19 protein-coding genes are annotated in these 20,579 nt (G+C 61.2%); 17 read left to right on the forward strand and 2 right to left on the reverse strand.

Features of this window, described 5'->3' with window-relative positions; all coding sequences use genetic code 11:
• Positions 1 to 3 precede the first annotated feature (3 nt).
• The 10 genes from rplO to bfr all read left to right on the forward strand — a co-directional run bounded on the left by rplO (position 4) and on the right by bfr (position 7,140).
• A complete protein-coding gene (rplO, locus tag C163_RS02385; RefSeq protein WP_003257107.1) occupies positions 4 to 438 on the forward strand; it encodes a 50S ribosomal protein L15 in 435 nt (144 codons plus the stop codon).
• The gene (secY, locus tag C163_RS02390; protein WP_003257108.1) at positions 439 to 1,770 is read left to right on the forward strand and encodes a preprotein translocase subunit SecY; all 1,332 of its coding nucleotides are present in this window, start codon (positions 439 to 441) and stop codon (positions 1,768 to 1,770) included.
• 28 nt (positions 1,771 to 1,798) lie between these two features.
• On the forward strand, positions 1,799 to 1,915 hold the full coding sequence (gene rpmJ, locus C163_RS02395) for a 50S ribosomal protein L36 (protein WP_002555468.1): 117 nt from the start codon (positions 1,799 to 1,801) through the stop codon (positions 1,913 to 1,915).
• A 131-nt stretch (positions 1,916 to 2,046) separates the two neighbouring features.
• The gene (gene rpsM / locus C163_RS02400) at positions 2,047 to 2,403 is read left to right on the forward strand and encodes a 30S ribosomal protein S13 (RefSeq protein WP_003257112.1); all 357 of its coding nucleotides are present in this window, start codon (positions 2,047 to 2,049) and stop codon (positions 2,401 to 2,403) included.
• Between the two features lie 18 nt (positions 2,404 to 2,421).
• Positions 2,422 to 2,811 carry a 30S ribosomal protein S11 gene (gene rpsK / locus C163_RS02405; RefSeq protein WP_003255454.1) on the forward strand — a complete coding sequence of 130 codons (390 nt, stop codon included), beginning with the start codon at positions 2,422 to 2,424 and terminating at the stop codon, positions 2,809 to 2,811.
• A 15-nt stretch (positions 2,812 to 2,826) separates the two neighbouring features.
• Positions 2,827 to 3,447, forward strand: coding sequence for a 30S ribosomal protein S4 (gene rpsD / locus C163_RS02410; protein ID WP_003257114.1), 621 nt, complete (start codon positions 2,827 to 2,829; stop codon positions 3,445 to 3,447).
• 22 nt (positions 3,448 to 3,469) lie between these two features.
• Complete coding sequence (gene rpoA, locus C163_RS02415) at positions 3,470 to 4,471, forward strand: DNA-directed RNA polymerase subunit alpha (protein WP_003255452.1); 1,002 nt, start codon at positions 3,470 to 3,472, stop codon at positions 4,469 to 4,471.
• Positions 4,472 to 4,513: 42 nt separating this feature from the next.
• On the forward strand, positions 4,514 to 4,900 hold the full coding sequence (gene rplQ, locus C163_RS02420; protein WP_003255451.1) for a 50S ribosomal protein L17: 387 nt from the start codon (positions 4,514 to 4,516) through the stop codon (positions 4,898 to 4,900).
• Positions 4,901 to 5,072: 172 nt separating this feature from the next.
• Positions 5,073 to 6,512: a catalase gene (locus C163_RS02425; protein ID WP_025337491.1), complete on the forward strand. Its 1,440-nt coding sequence runs from the start codon at positions 5,073 to 5,075 to the stop codon at positions 6,510 to 6,512.
• 163 nt (positions 6,513 to 6,675) lie between these two features.
• Complete coding sequence (gene bfr, locus C163_RS02430) at positions 6,676 to 7,140, forward strand: bacterioferritin (protein WP_003257116.1); 465 nt, start codon at positions 6,676 to 6,678, stop codon at positions 7,138 to 7,140.
• Positions 7,141 to 7,275: 135 nt separating this feature from the next.
• On the opposite strand, the gene uvrA is transcribed toward bfr, so the two are convergent.
• Positions 7,276 to 10,110 (reverse strand): excinuclease ABC subunit UvrA, encoded by a 2,835-nt coding sequence (gene uvrA, locus C163_RS02435; protein WP_025337492.1) that lies wholly within the window; start codon positions 10,108 to 10,110, stop codon positions 7,276 to 7,278.
• Positions 10,111 to 10,239: 129 nt separating this feature from the next.
• On the opposite strand from uvrA, the gene C163_RS02440 reads away from it, so the two are divergent.
• The gene (locus C163_RS02440; protein ID WP_025337493.1) at positions 10,240 to 11,634 is read left to right on the forward strand and encodes an MFS transporter; all 1,395 of its coding nucleotides are present in this window, start codon (positions 10,240 to 10,242) and stop codon (positions 11,632 to 11,634) included.
• A 9-nt stretch (positions 11,635 to 11,643) separates the two neighbouring features.
• On the forward strand, positions 11,644 to 12,189 hold the full coding sequence (locus C163_RS02445; protein WP_025337494.1) for a single-stranded DNA-binding protein: 546 nt from the start codon (positions 11,644 to 11,646) through the stop codon (positions 12,187 to 12,189).
• 294 nt (positions 12,190 to 12,483) lie between these two features.
• On the opposite strand, the gene C163_RS02450 is transcribed toward C163_RS02445, so the two are convergent.
• Positions 12,484 to 13,866 (reverse strand): PLP-dependent aminotransferase family protein, encoded by a 1,383-nt coding sequence (locus C163_RS02450; protein WP_025337495.1) that lies wholly within the window; start codon positions 13,864 to 13,866, stop codon positions 12,484 to 12,486.
• 199 nt (positions 13,867 to 14,065) lie between these two features.
• Here C163_RS02450 and C163_RS02455 point away from each other — a divergent pair, with 199 nt between their 5' ends.
• From C163_RS02455 to C163_RS02480, 5 genes are all read left to right on the forward strand, one after another.
• Complete coding sequence (locus C163_RS02455; RefSeq protein ID WP_025337496.1) at positions 14,066 to 14,851, forward strand: TSUP family transporter; 786 nt, start codon at positions 14,066 to 14,068, stop codon at positions 14,849 to 14,851.
• A gap of 21 nt (positions 14,852 to 14,872) precedes the next feature.
• Entirely contained in the window at positions 14,873 to 15,634 is a 762-nt protein-coding gene (locus C163_RS02460) for an SDR family NAD(P)-dependent oxidoreductase (protein WP_025337497.1), read from the forward strand.
• A gap of 272 nt (positions 15,635 to 15,906) precedes the next feature.
• Positions 15,907 to 18,975, forward strand: coding sequence for a formate dehydrogenase-N subunit alpha (gene fdnG, locus C163_RS02470; RefSeq protein ID WP_143516518.1), 3,069 nt, complete (start codon positions 15,907 to 15,909; stop codon positions 18,973 to 18,975).
• Positions 18,975 to 19,925: a formate dehydrogenase subunit beta gene (gene fdxH, locus C163_RS02475; RefSeq protein WP_025337500.1), complete on the forward strand. Its 951-nt coding sequence runs from the start codon at positions 18,975 to 18,977 to the stop codon at positions 19,923 to 19,925. The genes fdnG and fdxH overlap by 1 nt, the downstream gene beginning before the upstream one ends.
• Entirely contained in the window at positions 19,922 to 20,578 is a 657-nt protein-coding gene (locus C163_RS02480; protein WP_025337501.1) for a formate dehydrogenase subunit gamma, read from the forward strand. Before fdxH ends, C163_RS02480 begins: the two co-directional genes overlap by 4 nt.
• Position 20,579 lies beyond the last annotated feature (1 nt).

Consider the following 20,579-nt stretch of genomic DNA (forward strand, 5'->3'; position numbering starts at 1 on the left):
TCGATGAAACTCAATGATCTGAGTCCAGCGCCGGGTTCCCGTCGCGAGAAGCATCGTCCAGGTCGTGGTATCGGTAGCGGTCTGGGTAAGACCGGCGGCCGTGGCCACAAAGGTCAGACTTCCCGTTCGGGTGGTTCGATCGCTCCTGGCTTCGAAGGCGGTCAACAGCCGCTGCACCGTCGTCTGCCGAAGTTCGGCTTCGTTTCCCTGAAAGCCATGGACCGCGCCGAAGTGCGTCTGTCCGAGCTGGCCAAGGTGGAAGGCGACGTGATCTCCGTGCAATCCCTGAAGGATGCCAACGTGATCGGCCAGAACGTACAGCGCGTGAAAATCATGCTGTCTGGCGAAGTCACTCGCGCAGTCACCATCAAGGGTATCGCAGCCACCAAGGGTGCGCGTGCGGCTATCGAAGCAGCTGGCGGCAAGTTCGAGGAATAAATGGCTAAGCAAGGTGCTCTCTCTTCGCTCGGTAAGGGCGGGATGTCGGAACTCTGGGCTCGTCTGCGCTTTCTGTTCATGGCGATCATCGTCTATCGGATAGGTGCGCATATCCCGGTTCCTGGCATCAATCCAGACCGTCTGGCGGATCTGTTTCGGCAGAATGAGGGGACCATTCTTAGCTTGTTCAACATGTTTTCCGGTGGCGCGCTCGAGCGCATGAGCATCTTTGCACTGGGGATCATGCCGTACATCTCGGCATCGATCATCATGCAGCTGATGACGGCGGTCAGCCCGCAACTGGAGCAGTTGAAGAAGGAAGGTGAAGCTGGCCGTCGCAAGATCAGCCAGTACACCCGCTACGGCACCGTTATCCTGGCACTGGTTCAAGCCATTGGCATGTCCATTGGCCTGGCCAACCAGGGCGTGGCGTTTTCTGTAGGCCTGGGCTTCCATGTCGTCGCCGTCTCCACCTTCGTGGCGGGCGCGATGTTCATGATGTGGCTGGGCGAGCAGATCACCGAGCGCGGTGTGGGCAACGGTATCTCGATGTTGATCTTCGCGGGTATCGTTGCCGGTCTTCCGAGAGCAATCGGGCAGTCTTTCGAGTCTGCACGCACAGGCGATATCAACATTTTCGCCCTGGTCGCTATCGGTTTGCTGGCAGTAGCGATTATCGGCTTCGTGGTGTTCATTGAGCGTGGTCAGCGTCGTATCGCCGTTCACTACGCCAAGCGTCAGCAGGGCCGCAAGGTCTTCGCTGCGCAGACCAGCCACTTGCCGCTGAAGGTGAACATGGCGGGGGTTATCCCGGCCATTTTCGCGAGCAGCATTCTGCTGTTCCCGGCTTCGCTGGGTGCCTGGTTCGGTCAGTCCGAAGGTATGGGCTGGCTGCAGGACATCTCGCAGTCGATCGCTCCTGGTCAGCCGTTGAACATTCTGCTGTTTAGTGCAGGGATCATTTTCTTCTGCTTCTTCTACACAGCGCTGATGTTCAACCCGAAAGACGTAGCGGAAAACCTGAAGAAGTCCGGTGCCTTTATTCCGGGTATCCGTCCTGGTGAGCAGTCGGCACGCTACATTGATGGCGTTCTGACCCGTCTGACCATGTTCGGTGCTCTTTACATGATGGCCGTCTGCCTTCTGCCCCAGTTCCTGGTGGTGGCAGCAAATGTGCCGTTCTACCTTGGCGGGACCTCGTTGCTGATTGTGGTAGTGGTTGTGATGGACTTCATGTCCCAAGTACAATCGCACCTCGTTTCGCACCAGTACGAATCCCTGATGAAGAAAGCCAACCTGAAAGGCTACGGTGGCAGCGGTCTGCTGCGCTGATACGCCCCTAAGGTTCGAGGAGTCGGTAATGAAAGTTCGTGCATCGGTGAAAAAGCTGTGCCGTAACTGCAAGATCATCCGTCGCGAAGGCGTCGTACGAGTGATCTGCAGCGCGGAACCGCGTCACAAACAGCGCCAAGGCTGAGTGTGATCTGCGCTTCAAACCCAGCAGCTAGTGTGCTGCTGGGTTGATTATTCGTTTCTACAGCGATATTATCTCGCGCCCTATTTCTTGGCTTCCGGGGCGTAGGTAGCTGTCAATTGGAGTCCCACTGAATGGCCCGTATTGCAGGCGTCAACATTCCAGATAACAAGCATGCTGTTATCTCGCTGACCTACATCTATGGTGTCGGTCGCACTACTGCGCAGAAGATCTGTGCAGACGCTGGTGTAAACCCAGCCGCTAAGATCAAGGATCTGAGCGACGAGCAAATCGAAACCCTGCGTGGCGAAGTCGCGAAGTTCACCACCGAAGGTGACCTGCGTCGTGACATCAACATGAAGATCAAGCGCTTGATGGACCTGGGTTGCTACCGCGGCCTGCGTCATCGTAAAGGTCTGCCGGTTCGCGGTCAGCGCACCAAGACCAACGCACGCACCCGTAAGGGCCCGCGTAAGCCGATCCGCAAGTAATCGCCCAGGAATATAGACATGGCAAAACCTGCTGCTCGTCCTCGTAAGAAAGTCAAAAAGACAGTGGTTGATGGCATCGCCCACATCCATGCCTCTTTCAACAACACCATCGTGACCATCACCGACCGTCAGGGCAACGCTTTGTCCTGGGCGACCTCCGGTGGTTCGGGTTTCCGTGGTTCGCGCAAATCCACCCCGTTCGCAGCCCAGATCGCTGCTGAGCGTGCTGGTCAAGCTGCGCTGGAATACGGTCTGAAGAACCTCGACGTAAACGTCAAGGGTCCAGGTCCAGGTCGTGAGTCCGCCGTTCGTGCACTGAACAGCTGCGGCTACAAGATCGCCAGCATCACCGACGTGACGCCAATCCCGCACAACGGGTGCCGTCCGCCGAAGAAGCGTCGCGTGTAATCAGGAGACAGATAAATGGCACGTTACATTGGTCCAAAATGCAAACTGTCTCGTCGTGAAGGCACTGACCTGTTCCTGAAGAGCGGCGTTCGCGCTCTGGAATCGAAGTGCAACATCGAAGCAGCCCCAGGTATCCACGGCCAGCGCCGTGGCCGTCAGTCCGACTACGGTACCCAGCTGCGCGAGAAGCAAAAAGTTCGTCGTATCTACGGTGTTCTGGAGCGTCAGTTCCGCGGTTACTACCAGGCTGCAGCCTCGAAAAAAGGCGCAACCGGTGAAAACCTGCTGCAACTGCTCGAGTGCCGTCTGGATAACGTCGTCTACCGTATGGGCTTCGGCTCGACTCGTTCCGAGTCCCGTCAGCTGGTTTCGCACAAAGCGATCAGCGTCAACGGTAAGACTGTAAACATTCCATCCTACCAAGTTCGTCCGGGTGACGTGGTCGCGGTTCGCGAGAAGTCGCTGAACCAGCTGCGCATTGTTCAAGCCCTTGAACTGTGCGCCCAGCGTGGCCGCGTTGAGTGGGTTGACGTGGATGCTGCTAAAAAGTCGGGCGTTTTCAAGAACGTTCCTGCTCGCAGCGACCTGTCTGCCGACATCAACGAGAACCTGATTGTCGAGCTCTACTCCAAGTAAGGGCTAGAAAATAGGTGCATCCATGCAGATTTCGGTAAATGAGTTCCTGACTCCCCGCCACATTGATGTGCAGGTAGTCAGTCCGACCCGCGCCAAGATTACGCTCGAGCCTCTCGAGCGTGGTTTCGGCCATACCCTGGGCAACGCGCTGCGCCGCATCCTGTTGTCCTCCATGCCTGGCTGTGCAGTAGTCGAGGCCGAGATCGACGGCGTACTCCACGAGTACTCCGCGATCGAAGGTGTTCAGGAAGACGTCATTGAAATCCTGTTGAACCTGAAAGGCCTGGCTATCAAACTGCACGGTCGTGACGAAGTTACGCTGACCTTGTCGAAAAAGGGTTCGGGGGTGGTTACCGCTGCCGATATTCAGCTGGATCACGATGTCGAGATCGTCAACCCCGATCACGTAATCGCGAACCTGGCGTCGAACGGCGCCCTGAACATGAAGCTCACTGTAGCTCGTGGTCGTGGTTACGAGCCGGCCGACTCCCGTCAAACCGACGAAGACGAAAGCCGTAGCATTGGCCGTCTGCAGTTGGACGCTTCGTTCAGCCCGGTGCGTCGTATCGCCTATGTGGTCGAGAACGCCCGTGTTGAACAGCGTACCAACCTGGACAAGCTGGTCATTGATCTGGAAACCAACGGCACCCTGGATCCTGAAGAGGCTATCCGCCGCGCTGCGACCATCCTGCAACAGCAGCTGGCCGCGTTCGTCGACCTCAAAGGTGACAGCGAGCCTGTCGTAGTCGAGCAGGAAGACGAGATCGATCCGATCCTGCTGCGTCCGGTTGACGACCTGGAACTGACTGTACGTTCGGCCAACTGCCTCAAGGCGGAGAACATCTACTACATCGGCGACCTGATTCAGCGTACCGAAGTAGAGCTGTTGAAGACTCCTAACCTGGGCAAGAAGTCCCTGACTGAAATCAAGGACGTCCTGGCCTCTCGTGGTCTGTCTCTCGGCATGCGCCTCGACAACTGGCCGCCTGCAAGTCTTAAGAAAGACGACAAGGCGACCGCCTGATCGTCGTAATCACCGAACGTAGTGTTTGGTAAGGAATGAATCATGCGTCATCGTAAAAGTGGACGTCACCTGAGCCGTACCAGCTCTCACCGCAAGGCTATGTTCCAGAACATGGCAGTGTCGCTGATCGAGCACGAGCTGATCAAAACCACCCTGCCGAAAGCCAAGGAACTGCGCCGCGTTGCCGAGCCGCTGATCACCCTGGCCAAGGAAGACAGCGTAGCTAACCGCCGTCTGGCCTTCGATCGTACCCGTTCGAAGTCCGCTGTTGGCAAGCTGTTCAACGACCTGGGCAAGCGTTACGCCACCCGTCAGGGCGGCTACCTGCGCATCCTGAAGTGCGGTTTCCGCGCTGGCGACAACGCTCCTATGGCGTACGTCGAGCTGGTTGATCGTCCGGTCGGCGGTGCTGTAGAAGCTGCTGAGTAAGACGTTCTGTCTGCTACAAAGAACCGGGCCTAGTGCCCGGTTTTTTGTTTCAAGACGTATTGTTTATTTCTATTGATACAAGTCATGTAATGCATTTGTTCTTGTAACCTTGCTCGTCAATACTCTCTCCAGAGCCGATTAGCCGGCGCTTGAAGACCGATAAGGAGAGCCCATGAGCAAGATTCTCACCACCGCCAGCGGTGCACCTGTAGCAGACAACCAGAATTCCCGTTCCGCCGGCCCGCGCGGCCCGCTGCTGCTCGACGACTTCCACCTGATCGAGAAGCTCGCCCACTTCAACCGCGAGAACATTCCTGAGCGCCGCGTACACGCAAAAGGCTCGGGCGCCTACGGCACCTTTACCGTCACCCGCGATATCACTGAATACACCAGTGCCAAGTTGTTTGAACAGGTTGGCAAGCAGACCGAAACCTTCCTGCGCTTCTCCACCGTTGGTGGTGAGCGTGGCTCCGCTGATACCGAGCGCGACCCCCGTGGTTTTGCCGTCAAGTTCTACACCGAGGAAGGCAACTGGGACATCGTTGGCAACAACACGCCGGTGTTCTTCATCCGCGACCCACTGAAGTTCCCGGACTTTATCCACACCCAGAAGCGTCACCCGCAATCCAACCTGAAGAACGCTCAGATGATGTGGGACTTCTGGTCGCACTCTCCCGAGGCGCTGCATCAGGTCACCATTCTGTTCTCCGATCGCGGCATTCCGGACGGCTACCGCCACATGCACGGCTTCGGTAGCCATACCTACAGCCTGATCAATGCCAAGGGTGAACGCACCTGGGTCAAATGGCACTTCAAGACCCAGCAAGGCATCAAGAACCTCGCACCGGCAGATGCCGCGCGCCTGGCAGGTACTGACCCGGACTACGCCCAGCGCGACCTGTTCGAAGCCATCGAGCGGGGCGATTACCCACGCTGGACCGTATGCATCCAAGTGATGAGCGAAGCCGAGGCTGCCAGCCGCGACGAGAACCCCTTCGACGTGACCAAGACCTGGTCGCAGAAGGACTACCCGCTGATTGAAGTGGGCGTGCTGGAGCTCAACCGTAACCCGCTCAACTACTTTGCCGAGGTCGAGCAGGCTGCGTTTGGCCCGAGCAACATGGTGCCGGGTGTTGGCCTGTCGCCGGACCGCATGCTGCAAGGGCGGGTATTCGCCTACGCCGATGCGCACCGCTACCGGGTGGGTACCAACCACCAGCAGCTGCCGGTGAACGCACCACGCTGCCCGGTCAACAGCTACCAGCGTGATGGTTCCATGGCCGCTGGCAGTTACGGCAGCGCGCCGAACTATGAGCCCAACAGCTACAGCGATGCACCGAAGCAGTCGCCACGCCACGCCGAGCCTGCACTGGCCCTGAATGGTTCCGCAGACCGTTACGACCACCGCGAAGACACCGACTACTACAGCCACGCCGGCGCGCTGTTCCGCCTGATGAACGATGAGCAGAAAGCCCTGCTGATAAACAACATTGCCGGCACCATGGCAGGCGTCAGCGAAGACGTGGTCCAGCGTCAGTTGCAATACTTCTTCAAGGCCGATCCGGCCTATGGCGAAGGGGTTGCCAAGGCCTTGGGCATCAATCTCGCCTAAGTCGAAGTGATAAGAAGAACCGCCCTCATTTGGGCGGTTTTTCAATGAATATCACTACTGTTTAACCGATTTTTTGCTTCTAATTGCGCGGTTTTCAGTGACCGCAGGCAAAAGCTGGTTCACACTATGTGGCATAGACGTTTTCACATGGAGAAGCAGGGCGATGCAAGGTCACCCGGACGTAATCAACTACCTCGTTACGCTGCTGAAGGGCGAACTGGCGGCGCGTGACCAGTACTTCATTCACTCGCGTATGTACGAAGACTGGGGCCTGTCCAAGCTCTACGAGCGCATCAACCACGAAATGGAAGAAGAGACGCAGCACGCAGATGCCCTGATGCGTCGCATCCTCATGCTCGAAGGCACCCCTGACATGCGCGCGGACGACCTGGAAGTGGGCAGCACCGTGCCGGAAATGATCGAGGCTGACCTCAAGCTCGAGTACAAGGTACGCGGCGCGCTGTGCAAAGGCATCGAGCTGTGCGAGCTGCACAAGGACTACATCAGCCGCGACATCCTGCGCGCTCAGTTGGCTGATACCGAAGAAGATCACACCTACTGGCTGGAGAAGCAGCAGGGGCTGATCAAGGCCATTGGCCTCGAGAACTACCTGCAGTCGCAGATGTAAAAGCCTGGGGCTGCTTTGCAGCCCTATCGCGACACAAGGCCGCTCCTACATTTGAACGCGTCAATCCAGAGATTACGCGATCGGCTGTAGGAGCGGCCTTGTGTCGCGAAAGGGGCGCAAAGCGCCCCCAGGGCCTTACGCCCGATCCCGCTCCAGCAACGGTTTCAGGTAGTGCCCGGTGTACGACTGTTTCATCGTACTCAGTTCTTCCGGCGTACCGCAGGCAATGATCTGCCCACCTTTCGAGCCACCCTCCGGCCCCAGATCCACCAGCCAGTCCGCGGTCTTGATCACATCCAGGTTGTGCTCGATCACCACCACGGTATTGCCGTGGTCGCGCAGGCGATGCAGCACGTCCAGCAACTGCTGGATATCGGCAAAGTGCAGGCCCGTGGTCGGCTCATCGAGGATGTACAGGGTCTTGCCGGTGTCACGCTTGGACAGTTCGCGCGATAGCTTGACTCGCTGGGCCTCACCACCCGACAGGGTGGTCGCCGACTGCCCCAGCTTGATGTACGACAGCCCCACATCCATCAACGTCTGCAGCTTGCGCGCCAGCGCCGGCACTGCGTCGAAGAACTCGCGGGCATCCTCGATGGTCATCTCCAGCACCTCGTGGATGTTCTTGCCCTTGTACTTGATCTCCAGAGTTTCGCGGTTGTAGCGCTTGCTCTTGCACACGTCGCACGGCACGTAGATGTCCGGCAGGAAGTGCATCTCCACCTTGATCAGGCCATCGCCCTGGCAGGCCTCGCAACGGCCCCCCTTGACGTTGAACGAGAAACGCCCCGGACCATAGCCGCGCGAACGCGATTCCGGCACGCCGGAGAACAGCTCGCGGATCGGCGTGAAGATGCCGGTGTAGGTCGCCGGGTTCGAGCGAGGGGTGCGGCCGATCGGGCTCTGGTCGATATCCACCACCTTGTCCAGGTGCTGCAGACCATCCATGCTGGCATGCGGCGCCGCTTCCAGGCTGCTTGCGCCATTCAGGGCGGTGGCGGCCAGTGGGAACAGGGTGTTGTTGATCAGCGTCGACTTGCCCGAGCCGGACACCCCGGTCACGCAGGTCAGCAGGCCGATCGGGACTTCCAGGTCGACGTTTTGCAGGTTGTTGCCACGCGCGCCCTTGAGCTTGAGTTGCAGCTTCTTGTTGCGCGGCGTGCGCTTGGCCGGCACGACAATCTTCTTGCGCCCGGACAGGTACTTGCCGGTCAGCGAGTCGGGGTGCTCCATGACCTCCTGCGGCGAGCCCTCGGCAACGATCTGCCCACCGTGCACCCCGGCTCCCGGGCCGATGTCCACCACGTAGTCGGCCAGGCGGATGGCGTCCTCGTCGTGTTCCACCACGATCACCGTGTTGCCCAGGTCGCGCAGGTGGTTGAGGGTGGCCAGCAGGCGGTCATTGTCACGCTGATGAAGGCCGATGGACGGCTCATCGAGGATGTACATCACTCCCACCAGGCCAGCGCCGATCTGGCTGGCCAGGCGGATACGCTGCGCTTCGCCACCGGACAGGGTGTCGGCGCTGCGGTCCAGGGTGAGATAGTCGAGACCGACGTTGACCAGGAACTGCAGGCGCTCGCAGATTTCCTTGAGGATCTTCGCCGCAATCTCGCCGCGGCGACCGGTCAGGGTCAGCTCGCCGAAATAGTTGCTGGCTTCACCGATCGGCAGATTGGTCACCGCCGGCAGGGTTTTTTCGCCCACCCACACGTGCCGTGCCTCACGGCGCAGGCGGGTGCCGCGGCAATCCGGGCAGGGTTGGGTGCCGAGGAACTTGGCCAGTTCTTCGCGCACGGTGGCCGACTCGGTCTCGCGGTAGCGGCGCTCCAGGTTCGGCACGATGCCTTCGAACGGGTGCGAGCGCTTGACGATGTCGCCACGGTCGTTGAGGTACTTGAAGTCGACGCTCTGCTTGCCGCTGCCCTGAAGGATCACCTTCTGGTGCTCGGCCGAAAGCTGGCCGAATGGTTCCTCCAGGCTGAAGCCGTAATGCGCGGCCAGCGAGCCGAGCATCTGGAAGTAGTACACGTTGCGCCGGTCCCAGCCGCGGATCGCGCCTTCGGCCAAGGTGAGCTCGGCATTGACCAGGCGCTTGGTGTCGAAGAACTGCTTCACCCCCAGGCCATCGCAGGTCGGGCAGGCGCCGGCGGGGTTGTTGAAGGAGAACAGCTTCGGCTCCAGCTCGCTGATGGCATGACCACAGACCGGGCAGGCGAAACGCGCGGAGAAGATCGTCTCTTCGCCTTGTTCGTCATCCATCGGTGCCACCAGGGCGATGCCGTCGGCCAGCTTTAGCGCGGTCTCGAACGACTCGGCCAGGCGTTGTTGCAGGTCGGCGCGGACCTTGAAACGGTCCACCACCACATCGATGCTGTGTTTTTTCTGCTTGTCCAGCTTGGGCAGTTCGTCGAGTTCGTAGAGCTTGCCGTTTACCCGGGCGCGCACAAAGCCCTGGGCGCGCAGCTCGTCGAACACTGCCAGGTGCTCGCCCTTGCGCTCGCGCACCACCGGCGCCAGCAGCATCAGCTTGCTGCCTTCCGGGCGCTCCAGCACCAGGTCGACCATCTGGCTGATCGTTTGCGCTTCCAGCGGGATATCGTGATCCGGGCAGCGTGGGGTGCCGACGCGGGCGTACAGCAGGCGCAGATAGTCGTAGATTTCGGTGATGGTGCCGACCGTGGAGCGGGGGTTGTGCGAGGTCGACTTCTGCTCGATGGAAATGGCTGGCGACAGGCCTTCGATGGTATCGACGTCGGGCTTTTCCATCATCGACAGGAACTGCCGGGCGTAGGCCGACAGCGATTCCACATAGCGGCGCTGGCCTTCGGCGTACAGGGTGTCGAACGCCAGGGACGACTTGCCGGAACCGGACAGGCCGGTGATCACGATCAGCTTGTCCCGGGGCAGGGTCAGGTCGATGTTCTTCAGGTTGTGGGTACGTGCCCCACGAATCAGGATCTTGTCCACTGCGGCCTCGCTCGGCGGGCATAAACAAGGAAGTATACGGCGCGCTGCCAGTACGCGGCAAAGCGTCGCGTAGATGCCGTCAAGCTGTCGGACTGATAGAATCGCCGCCGGTTCACACGAGATTAATCCATGCACGACACCCACAACGAGCGCATGAGTGGCAGCGAAACCCGCGCCGCTGGCGGCCTGGCCCTGGTCTTTGCCTTTCGTATGCTGGGCATGTTCATGGTCTTGCCGGTGCTGGCCACCTACGGCATGGACCTGGCCGGTGCCACGCCTGCGCTGATCGGCCTGGCCATTGGTGCCTATGGCCTGACGCAGGCGGTATTGCAGATCCCGTTCGGGATGATTTCCGATCGTATCGGCCGCCGGCCGGTGATTTACCTGGGGTTGGTCATCTTTGCCCTGGGTAGTGTATTGGCGGCCCAGGCCGACTCCATCTGGGGAGTGATCGCCGGGCGTATCCTGCAGGGCGCCGGGGCGATTTCCGCTGCGGTCATGGCGCTGCTGTCCGACCTCACGCGCGAGCAGCACCGGACCAAGGCCATGGCCATGATCGGCATGAGCATCGGCCTGTCGTTTGCTGTCGCCATGGTCGTTGGCCCATTGCTGACTCGTGCCTTTGGCTTGTCAGGATTGTTCCTCGCCACGGCAGGACTTGCCCTGGTCGGCATCCTGCTGATCGCCTTTGTGGTGCCCAATACCCACAGCATCCTGCAGCACCGTGAGTCGGGTGTGGCGCGCCAAGCCATCGGCCCGACCCTGCGCCATCCGGACCTTCTGCGCCTGGATGTGGGCATTTTCATCCTCCACGCCATCCTCATGGCCAGCTTCGTCGCATTGCCACTGGCCTTTGTCGAGCGCGGCGGTCTACCGAAGGAGCAGCACTGGTGGGTGTACCTGACCGCGTTGTTCATCTCATTTTTTGCAATGGTCCCGTTCATCATCTATGGCGAAAAAAAGCGCAAGATGAAACGCGTGCTGGCCGGGGCGGTCAGTGTGTTGCTGCTGGTGGAGGTGTTCTTCTGGCAGTGGGCTGACGGTTTGCGCGGACTGGTGATCGGCACCGTGGTATTCTTTACTGCATTCAACCTGCTGGAGGCATCGCTGCCTTCGCTGGTGAGCAAGGTGTCGCCTGCAGGTGGCAAGGGGACGGCAATGGGGGTCTACTCCACCAGCCAGTTCCTCGGCGCTGCCCTGGGAGGAATCCTCGGCGGCTGGTTGTTCCAGCACGGCGGGCTGAACATGGTGTTCCTCGGTTGTGCGGTGCTGTGTGCCATCTGGTTGGTCGTCGCCTTGCGCATGAACGAGCCGCCCTATGTGACCAGCCTGCGCATGCCGCTGACGCCAGAGGCAGTCCGGGAAGCCGGCCTGACCGAGCGCCTGATGGCTGTGCCAGGTGTGACCGACGCCGTCGTGGTGGCGGAAGAAGCCGCCATCTATATCAAACTGGATACGAAAATTTTGGACCGTACGACCCTCGAGCGCCTGGTGAACCCGGCCTCTTCGGCGTGCGAAGCCTAGGAGAACGTTATGGCCCGTGGGGTTAACAAAGTCATTCTGGTCGGCACCTGTGGCCAGGATCCCGAAGTCCGCTACCTGCCCAACGGTAACGCCGTGACCAACCTGAGCCTGGCTACCAGCGAGCAGTGGACCGACAAGCAGTCGGGCCAGAAGGTCGAGCGTACCGAGTGGCACCGTGTGTCGCTGTTCGGCAAGGTTGCCGAAATCGCCGGCGAATACCTGCGCAAGGGTTCGCAGTGCTACATCGAAGGCAAGCTGCAGACCCGCGAGTGGGAAAAAGACGGCATCAAGCGCTACACCACCGAGATCATCGTCGACATCAACGGCACCATGCAGCTGCTCGGCGGTCGTCCGCAGGGCCAGCAGCAGGGCGGTGACCCGTACAACCAGGGTGGCGGCAACTACGGTGGCGGCCAGCAGCAACAGTACAACCAGGCCCCGCCACGTCAACAGGCCCCGCGCCCGCAGCAGGCCCCTCAGCGCCCGGCGCCACAGCAGCCAGCCCCGCAGCCGGCGGCTGACTTCGACAGCTTCGATGACGATATTCCGTTCTGATCGGAGCGATCAGGCGTCTAGCAAGACCAGAAGCCCAGGGCAGTTGCCCTGGGTTTTTTTGTGGGCAGTGCGGTGCCATTCTGCTGCACCTGTTTGGCTGATCCCGATAAGCTCAGGTGCTAGTGCGAACGAGTTCGCAAGCGATCCGCTTATCCTGTGGGAGCGGCTTTAGCCGCGAAGAATCCAGCGCGGTGCATGGCACCGGCTGTGCCGGTGTTCGCGGCTAAAGCCGCTCCCACAGGGTCCCTGCTAATTCACAGGGTTAGGTGAGAGCGGGTCCAATAAGCCAGCGCTTCAATAAAACAACCGCGGCTCCGGCGAGTCCAGCAAGCTGACCAGCTTGGTCAGGGCAAAGCCCAGTTCCTGGCGGCTGGGGGCCATCAGGGCGATGCGCACGCCGCAGCTGGCGTGGCTACGTTCTGGCAGGAACTGGCTGCCACTGACAACCGTGACGCCGTTGTTACGCGCCAGGTTGGCGAATTCGTCGCTGGTCCACGGCTCGGGCAACTCCAGCCAGATGTGGAAGCTGTTGGGCTGGCTGCGGATCTTGTACTTGCCAAGGATCTCCCGGGCCATTTGCTGGCGCGCGGCCGCCTCTTCCTGTTGTTCTCGCACCAACTGGTCGGCCATGCCGCTGTTGATCAGGTTGCTGGCCAGTTGTGCCATCAACGGCGATGGCATCCAGACGCTGCTGCGTACCATCGACGAAAGCCGCGAGAGGGTTTGCGGTGGGGCATACAGGTAACCGATGCGCAGTGCCGGCAGCACACTTTTGGACAGGCTGGTGAGGTACACCGAGCGTTCGGGCGCATACGCCGCCAGTGGCTGGTAATCCGGTGCGGGTTCGAGGAAACCGTAGATATCGTCATCGACGATGAACAGGTCGAACTCGCGGGCGATCTCGGCGATGGCCTGGCGCCGTGCATGGGGCATGATCGAGTTGGTCGGGTTCTGGTGGGTGGTGACGCACACCAGCAGGGAAGGGCGGTGCTCCAGGCACGCCGCGCGCAATGCCTCGGGAATCAGGCCGTGCTCGTCCATGGCCACGCCGCGCAGGCGGCGGCCCATGCTGTGGGCCAGGGAGATGATCCCTGGGTAGCAGAACGACTCGCACAGCACCACATCGTCGCTCTTCGACAGGCTGCTGATGGCCACCAATAGCCCATGCTGGGCGCCAGAGGTCAGTACAACCTGTTGCCAGCGAGCATCAGGCAGCCAGCGCTGAATCCAGGCTGCCCCTGCTTGTTTGTGGGAGGTGTGACCACCCTCTGTCACATAGTCGAGTACCTGCCCCAGGTCCGAAGAGGTGGCCAGCTCGCTGACTGCCGCACCCAGCCACTCACTCATGTGGGCGTCGTTGGGTTTGATGATCGAGAGATCGATCTGGCTGCTTTCGCCAGTAACGGGGGCGGGCGCCGAGGGGGTGGATAACCGCTGTCGCAACTGTCTGACAAATGTGCCACGGCCCACCTCTCCAACCACCAGGCCGCGCTTGGCCGCTTCGTCGTAGGCTCTTCCAACGGTGCCGGGGGTTACATTCAGTGCCTCGGCAAGGTCTTTGAGGGTGGGCAAGCGATCGCCTGCTGCAAGCCGACCACTTTCGATGTCCTGTTCAAGGGCATTAGCGATCATCAGGTAAACCGGCTGGGTTTGATCGCCGTATTGAGGGACCCACATGGAAATGGCACCAGATTCTGCAAGTGCGCGCAGCCTAGCATGAAAGCCAAGATACGGGTAATGATGGTAATCCTCGCTATTGAGTCGATTTAATTTATGATTGAATCGATTCAATTGCTGTAATTACAATCACCGCATTGATTGGGGCAAGCGCACTCGCGTTGTGCTTGGCATGACACTCCACTGGATGGACTTTGCTATGGAAATTCTGGGCGCTTTCTGGGCGGAACACTGGTTGCTGGCGATCCTCATGCTCGGGGCGATTGCCTTCGTTGCCGGCTTCGTCGACAGCATTGCCGGTGGCGGCGGGCTGTTCCTGGTTCCGGGCTTTCTGCTGGTTGGCATGCCACCCCAGGTTGCCCTTGGCCAGGAAAAACTCGTCAGTACCCTCGGCACGCTGGCGGCCATCCGCAACTTCCTGGCCAACAGCAAGATGGTCTGGAAGGTGGCGCTGGTCGGCGTGCCATTCTCGCTGCTCGGTGCCTACCTGGGGGCGCACCTGATCGTGTCGATCTCCCAGGAAACCGTAGGCAAGATCATCCTGGCGCTGATCCCCTTCGGCATCCTCATCTTCCTCACCCCCAAGGACCGCCCGGTCGAGGAGCGCGAACTGTCATCGCGCATGCTGTTCACCGTGGTCCCGCTGACCTGCCTGGCCATCGGTTTCTATGACGGCTTCTTCGGCCCCGGTACCGGCAGCATGTTCATCATCGCTTTTCATTACCTGCTGCGCATGGACCTGGTCTCCAGCTCGGCCAACTCCAAAACCTTCAACTTCGCGTCCAACATCGGCGCCCTGGTGGCCTTCGTCATTGCCGGCAAGGTCGTCTACCTGCTGGCGTTGCCGCTGGTGGCCTGCAACATCCTCGGTAACCACCTGGGCAGCGCACTGGCCCTACGCAAGGGCAACGAAGTGGTGCGCAAGGCGCTGGTGTTCTCGATGCTCTGCCTGTTCACCAGCCTGGGCGTGAAGTACCTGGCCTGACCCTTCCATAGGAGACAACTGATGAAAACCGCATTCGTAACCGGCGCCTCCTCGGGCTTTGGCCGCGCCATCTGCCGTACCTTGATCGGCAAAGGCTACCGCGTGATCGGTGGCGCCCGGCGCATGGACAAGCTGCAAGCGCTGGAGGCCGAGCTGGGCGTCAATTTCATTCCGCTGGCGCTGGACGTCACCGACCCGGTGTCGCTCGAGACGGCGGTCGAGCAGATTCGTGATGCTTCGCTGCAGATCGACCTGCTGGTCAACAATGCCGGGCTGGCGCTGGGCGTGGACCGTGCCCAGGCCAGCAGTGCGGAAAACTGGCAGCGGATGATCGACACCAACATCACCGGCCTGGCCATGGTCACCCACAAGATTCTGCCGCAGATGGTGGAAGCCGACAGTGGCATGATCATCAACATCGGCTCGATCGCCGGCACCTACCCCTACCCGGGCGGTAACGTGTATGGCGCCAGCAAGGCCTTTGTCCGCCAGTTCAGCCTCAACCTGCGCGCCGACCTGGCGGGCACCCGCGTGCGAGTGAGCAACATCGAGCCAGGGCTGTGCTCGGGGACCGATTTCTCGGTGGTGCGCCTGAACGGTGACCTGGATGCCGTGCAGGCGCTGTATCGGGATGTGGAGGCCATCCTGCCCGAGGACATCGCGGCCACGGTGGCCTGGATTGCCGAGCAGCCGGCGCATGTGAACATCAATACCATCGAGATCATGCCGGTGGCCCAGAGCAGTGCGGCGCTGAACGTGGTGCGCAACCTGCCGGCTTGCTGATCGGCTGGTGGTGGATGGCACCGGCGTTGCCGGTGTTCGCGGGCACGCCCGCTCCCACAGGAATAGCGCCCTGCTTCGGGCATGTGCAGTAACTGTGGGAGCGGGTTTACCCGCGAATCAGGCAACACAGCGCCCTCAGCTGACCCATGTCATCGCACCTTCTCGATTCTTGGCTAGTCTTAACTGTTGGCGGCCATCAATTGGCCGCCACCGTGACTACCAAGAGGCGCCGGCCATGTTCCGTGCGTCCACCACCTGATCAGGAGTGCACGATGGACCTGAACCGTCGGCAGTTCTTCAAGGTCGCCGCCGTCGGCCTTGGAGGCTCGAGCCTTGCGGCGTTGGGCATGGCCCCGACACCAGCATTCGCCGAGCAGGTGCGTCACTTCAAGCTGGCGCATACCAAAGAAACCCGTAACACCTGCCCCTACTGCTCGGTCGGCTGCGGCCTGATCATGTACAGCCAGGGCGATGCGGGCAAGAACGTCAAACAGAACATCATCCATATCGAAGGTGACGCCGACCACCCGGTCAACCGCGGCACCCTCTGCCCGAAAGGCGCTGGCCTGCTGGACTTCATCCACAGCCCGAGCCGCCTGCAGTACCCCGAGGTACGCAAGCCTGGCAGCAAGGAGTGGGTGCGGGTCAGCTGGGACGAGGCGCTCGATCGCGTCGCCGACCTGATGAAGCAGGACCGCGACGCCAACTTCATCGAAAAGAACGCCCAGGGGCAAACGGTCAACCGCTGGCTCACCACCGGTTTTCTCGCTGCTTCCGCCGCCTCCAGCGAGGCTGGCTACCTGACCCACAAGGTCGTCCGCGCAACAGGCATGCTGGGGTTCGATAACCAGGCTCGTGTCTGACATGGCCCGACGGTGGCAAGTCTTGCCCCGACGTACGGCCGTGGCGCCATGACCAACCACTGGTCCGATATCGCCAACGCGAATCTGGTCCTGGTGATGGGTGGCAACGCAGCAGAAGCGCATCCGTGCGGCTTCAAGTGGGTGACCGAGGCCAAGGCGCACAACAAGGCGCGGCTGATCGTGGTCGACCCGCGGTTTACCCGTACCGCTTCGGTGGCGGATTACTACGCACCGATCCGTACCGGTACCGACATCGCCTTCATGGGCGGGCTGATCAATTACCTGCTGAGCAACGACAAGATCCAGCACGAGTACGTGCGCAACTACACCGACGTGTCGTTCATCGTCAAAGAGAACTATGGCTTCGAGGATGGCCTGTTCAGCGGCTACGACGAGGCCAAGCGCGTGTATGCCGACAAGTCCGGCTGGGGTTACGAGCTGGGTGAGGACGGTTTTGCCAAGGTCGACCCGACACTGCAGCACCCGCGCTGCGTGTTCCAGCTGATGAAGCAGCACTACAGCCGCTATACCCCGGAACTGGCGAGCATGACCTGTGGCATGCCGCAGGACGCCATGTTGAAGATCTGGGAAGAGATCGCTACCTGCTCGGTACCGGGCAAGACCATGACGATCCTCTATGCGCTTGGCTGGACGCAGCACTCGATCGGCGCACAGATCATCCGCAGTGCGGCCATGGTGCAGTTGCTGCTGGGTAACGTCGGCATGCCGGGTGGCGGGGTCAACGCCTTGCGCGGGCACTCCAACATCCAGGGCCTGACCGACCTCGGCCTGCTGTCCAACTCGTTGCCGGGTTACCTGACCCTGGCCGGCGATGCCGAGCAGGACTATGCCGCTTATATCGACAAGCGTGCCTCCAAGCCGCTGCGCCCGGGGCAACTGTCGTACTGGCAGAACTACGGCAAGTTCCACGTCAGTCTGATGAAAGCCTGGTACGGCGCCAATGCCACCGCAGAGAACAACTGGGGCTACGACTGGCTGCCCAAGCTCGACGTGCCGGCCTACGATGTGCTGCGCATGTTCGAGATGATGGGCCAGGGCAAGGTCAACGGCTACATGTGCCAGGGCTTCAACCCGATTGCCGCGCTGCCGGACAAGAACCGCGTCACCGCGGCCCTGGGCAAGCTCAAGTGGCTGGTAATCATGGATCCGCTGGCCACCGAGACCTCGGAGTTCTGGCGCAACGCCGGGCCGTTCAATGATGTAGACACGGCCAACATCCAGACCGAAGTGATCCGCCTGCCCACCACCTGCTTCGCCGAGGAAGACGGCTCGCTGGTCAACAGCAGCCGCTGGCTGCAGTGGCACTGGAAGGGCGCCGACGGCCCGGGCGAGACCCGCACCGACGTTCACATCATGAGCGAGCTGTTCCTGCGCCTGCGCCAACGCTACCAGGCCGAGGGCGGCGCCTACCCTGATGCGCTGATGAACATCAACTGGCCATACAAGGTCCCTGAAGAGCCATCCCCGGAGGAACTGGCCAAGGAAATGAACGGCTGGGCGGTGGCCGACGTCACCGACCCGACTGGCGCAGTGCTCAAGGCCGGCCAGCAACTGGCGGGCTTTGGCCAGCTCAAGGACGACGGCAGCACCGCGTCCGGCTGCTGGATCTTCGCCGGCAGCTGGACCGAGCAGGGTAACCAGATGGCTCGCCGTGACAACAGCGACCCGTACGGCATGCACCAGGTGCAGAACTGGGCCTGGGCCTGGCCGGCCAACCGCCGCATCCTCTACAACCGTGCCTCCAGCGACCCGCAAGGCAAGCCGTGGGACCCGGAGAAGAAGCGCCTGGTGTGGTGGAACGGCAAGGCCTGGACCGGCACCGACGTGCCCGACTTCAAGGTCGACTCGCCGCCCGAGGCGGGGATGAACCCGTTCATCATGAACCCCGAAGGCGTGGCGCGCTTCTTCGCCATCGACAAGATGGCCGAAGGCCCGTTCCCCGAGCACTACGAGCCGTTCGAGACGCCGATTGGCATCAACCCGCTGCACCCGCAGAACAAGAAGGCCACCAGCAACCCGGCCGGGCGGGTATTCGACTCGGTGTGGGACAGCCTCGGCAAGCACGACGAGTTCCCGTACGCGGCGACCACGTACCGGCTGACCGAGCACTTCCACTTCTGGAGCAAGCATTGCCGGCTCAACGCGATTGCCCAGCCCGAGCAGTTCGTCGAAATCGGCGAGGTGCTGGCCAACGAGAAAGGTATCAAGGCCGGTGACCGGGTGCGGGTGTCGAGCAAGCGCGGGCACATCGAGGCGGTGGCAGTGGTGACCAAGCGGATTCGCCCGCTCAAGGTCAACAACCAGACTGTGCACCAAATCGGCATACCGCTGCACTGGGGCTTCACCGGGGCTACGCGGCATGGCTACCTGACCAACACCCTGGTGCCTTTCCTGGGTGACGGCAATACCCAGACGCCAGAGTCCAAGTCGTTCCTCGTCAAAGTGGAGAAACTCTGATGGCCAGCCAAGACATCATCGCCCGCTCGGCCACCACCACCGTACCGCCTTCGGTACGCCAGCAGCAGGAAGTCGCCAAGCTGATCGACACCACCAAGTGCATCGGCTGCAAGGCCTGCCAGGTGGCGTGTTCGGAGTGGAACGAACTGCGTGACGAGGTCGGCCACAACCACGGCACCTACGACAACCCCCAGGACCTCACCGCCGAGACCTGGACCCTGATGCGCTTCACCGAGCACGAGCGCGACGACGGCAACCTGGAGTGGTTGATTCGCAAGGACGGCTGCATGCACTGCGCCGAGCCAGGTTGCCTGAAGGCCTGCCCGAGCCCGGGGGCGATCATCAAGCACGCCAACGGCATCGTCGACTTCAACCAGGACCACTGCATCGGTTGCGGCTACTGCATCACCGGTTGCCCGTTCAACATCCCGCGCATCTCGCAGAAGGACCACAAGGCGTACAAGTGCACCCTGTGTTCCGACCGCGTGACCGTGGGCCTGGAGCCGGCCTGCGTGAAAACCTGCCCGACCGGGGCCATCGTGTTCGGCACCAAGGACGAGATGAAGGTGCATGCCGCCGAGCGCATCGTCGACCTCAAGTCGCGGGGTTACGACAAGGCCGGGCTGTACGACCCGGACGGCGTCGGCGGCACTCACGTGATGTATGTGCTGCACCATGCCGACACGCCGAAGCTGTACGCCGGCCTGCCGGACCAGCCGGTGATCAGCCCGCTGGTGGGGTTGTGGAAGGGCTTCACCAAGCCGCTGGCGCTGCTGGCCATGGGCGCGGCGGTGCTGGCCGGGTTCTTCCACTATGTGCGGGTCGGGCCACAGCGGGTGGAGGAGGACGAACACCCGGCACCTGCGGATGAAAGCGTGCACCAGGTGGACCCGTCGGTCCATGTCTATGATCCGACCAAGCCCGGTGGGCAAGGGGAGCAGCGACCATGAACGACAACAAACCCATCCTGCGCTACAACGCCAACGAGCGCAGCAACCACTGGGTCGTCGCGATCCTGTTCGTCCTGGCTGGTCTGTCGGGGCTGGCGCTGTTCCATCCGGCGCTGTTCTGGCTCAGCAACCTGTTCGGCGGTGGGCCGTGGACACGCATCCTGCACCCCTTCATCGGGGTGGCGATGTTCGTGTTCTTCCTCGGCCTGGTGCTGCGTTTCTGGCGGGCCAACTTCATCACTGCCAACGACCGCCTGTGGCTGCGCCGCGTGGACCGGGTGATGCTCAACAAGGAGGAGGGTGTGCCACCGATCGGCAAGTACAACGCCGGGCAGAAGCTGTTGTTCTGGACCCTGCTGGTGTGCATGCTGGTTCTGCTGGTCAGCGGCGTGGTGATCTGGCGCGCATACTTCAGCCATTTGTTCGGCATCGAGGTCATTCGGCTGTCCGCTCTGCTCCACGCCCTGGCGGCGTTCGTGCTGACCCTCAGCATCATCGTGCACATCTACGCCGGCATCTGGATCAAGGGCTCGATCGGCGCCATGCTGCATGGCTGGGTCAGCCGCGCCTGGGCGCGCAAGCACCATGAGTTGTGGTACCGCGAAGTGACCGGTGACAAGACGCCGGGCAATCACGGACGAAAAGAAGGATGAG

The organism is Pseudomonas sp. FGI182, from assembly GCF_000511325.1.
Taxonomy (GTDB): Bacteria; Pseudomonadota; Gammaproteobacteria; order Pseudomonadales; family Pseudomonadaceae; genus Aquipseudomonas; species Aquipseudomonas putida_Z.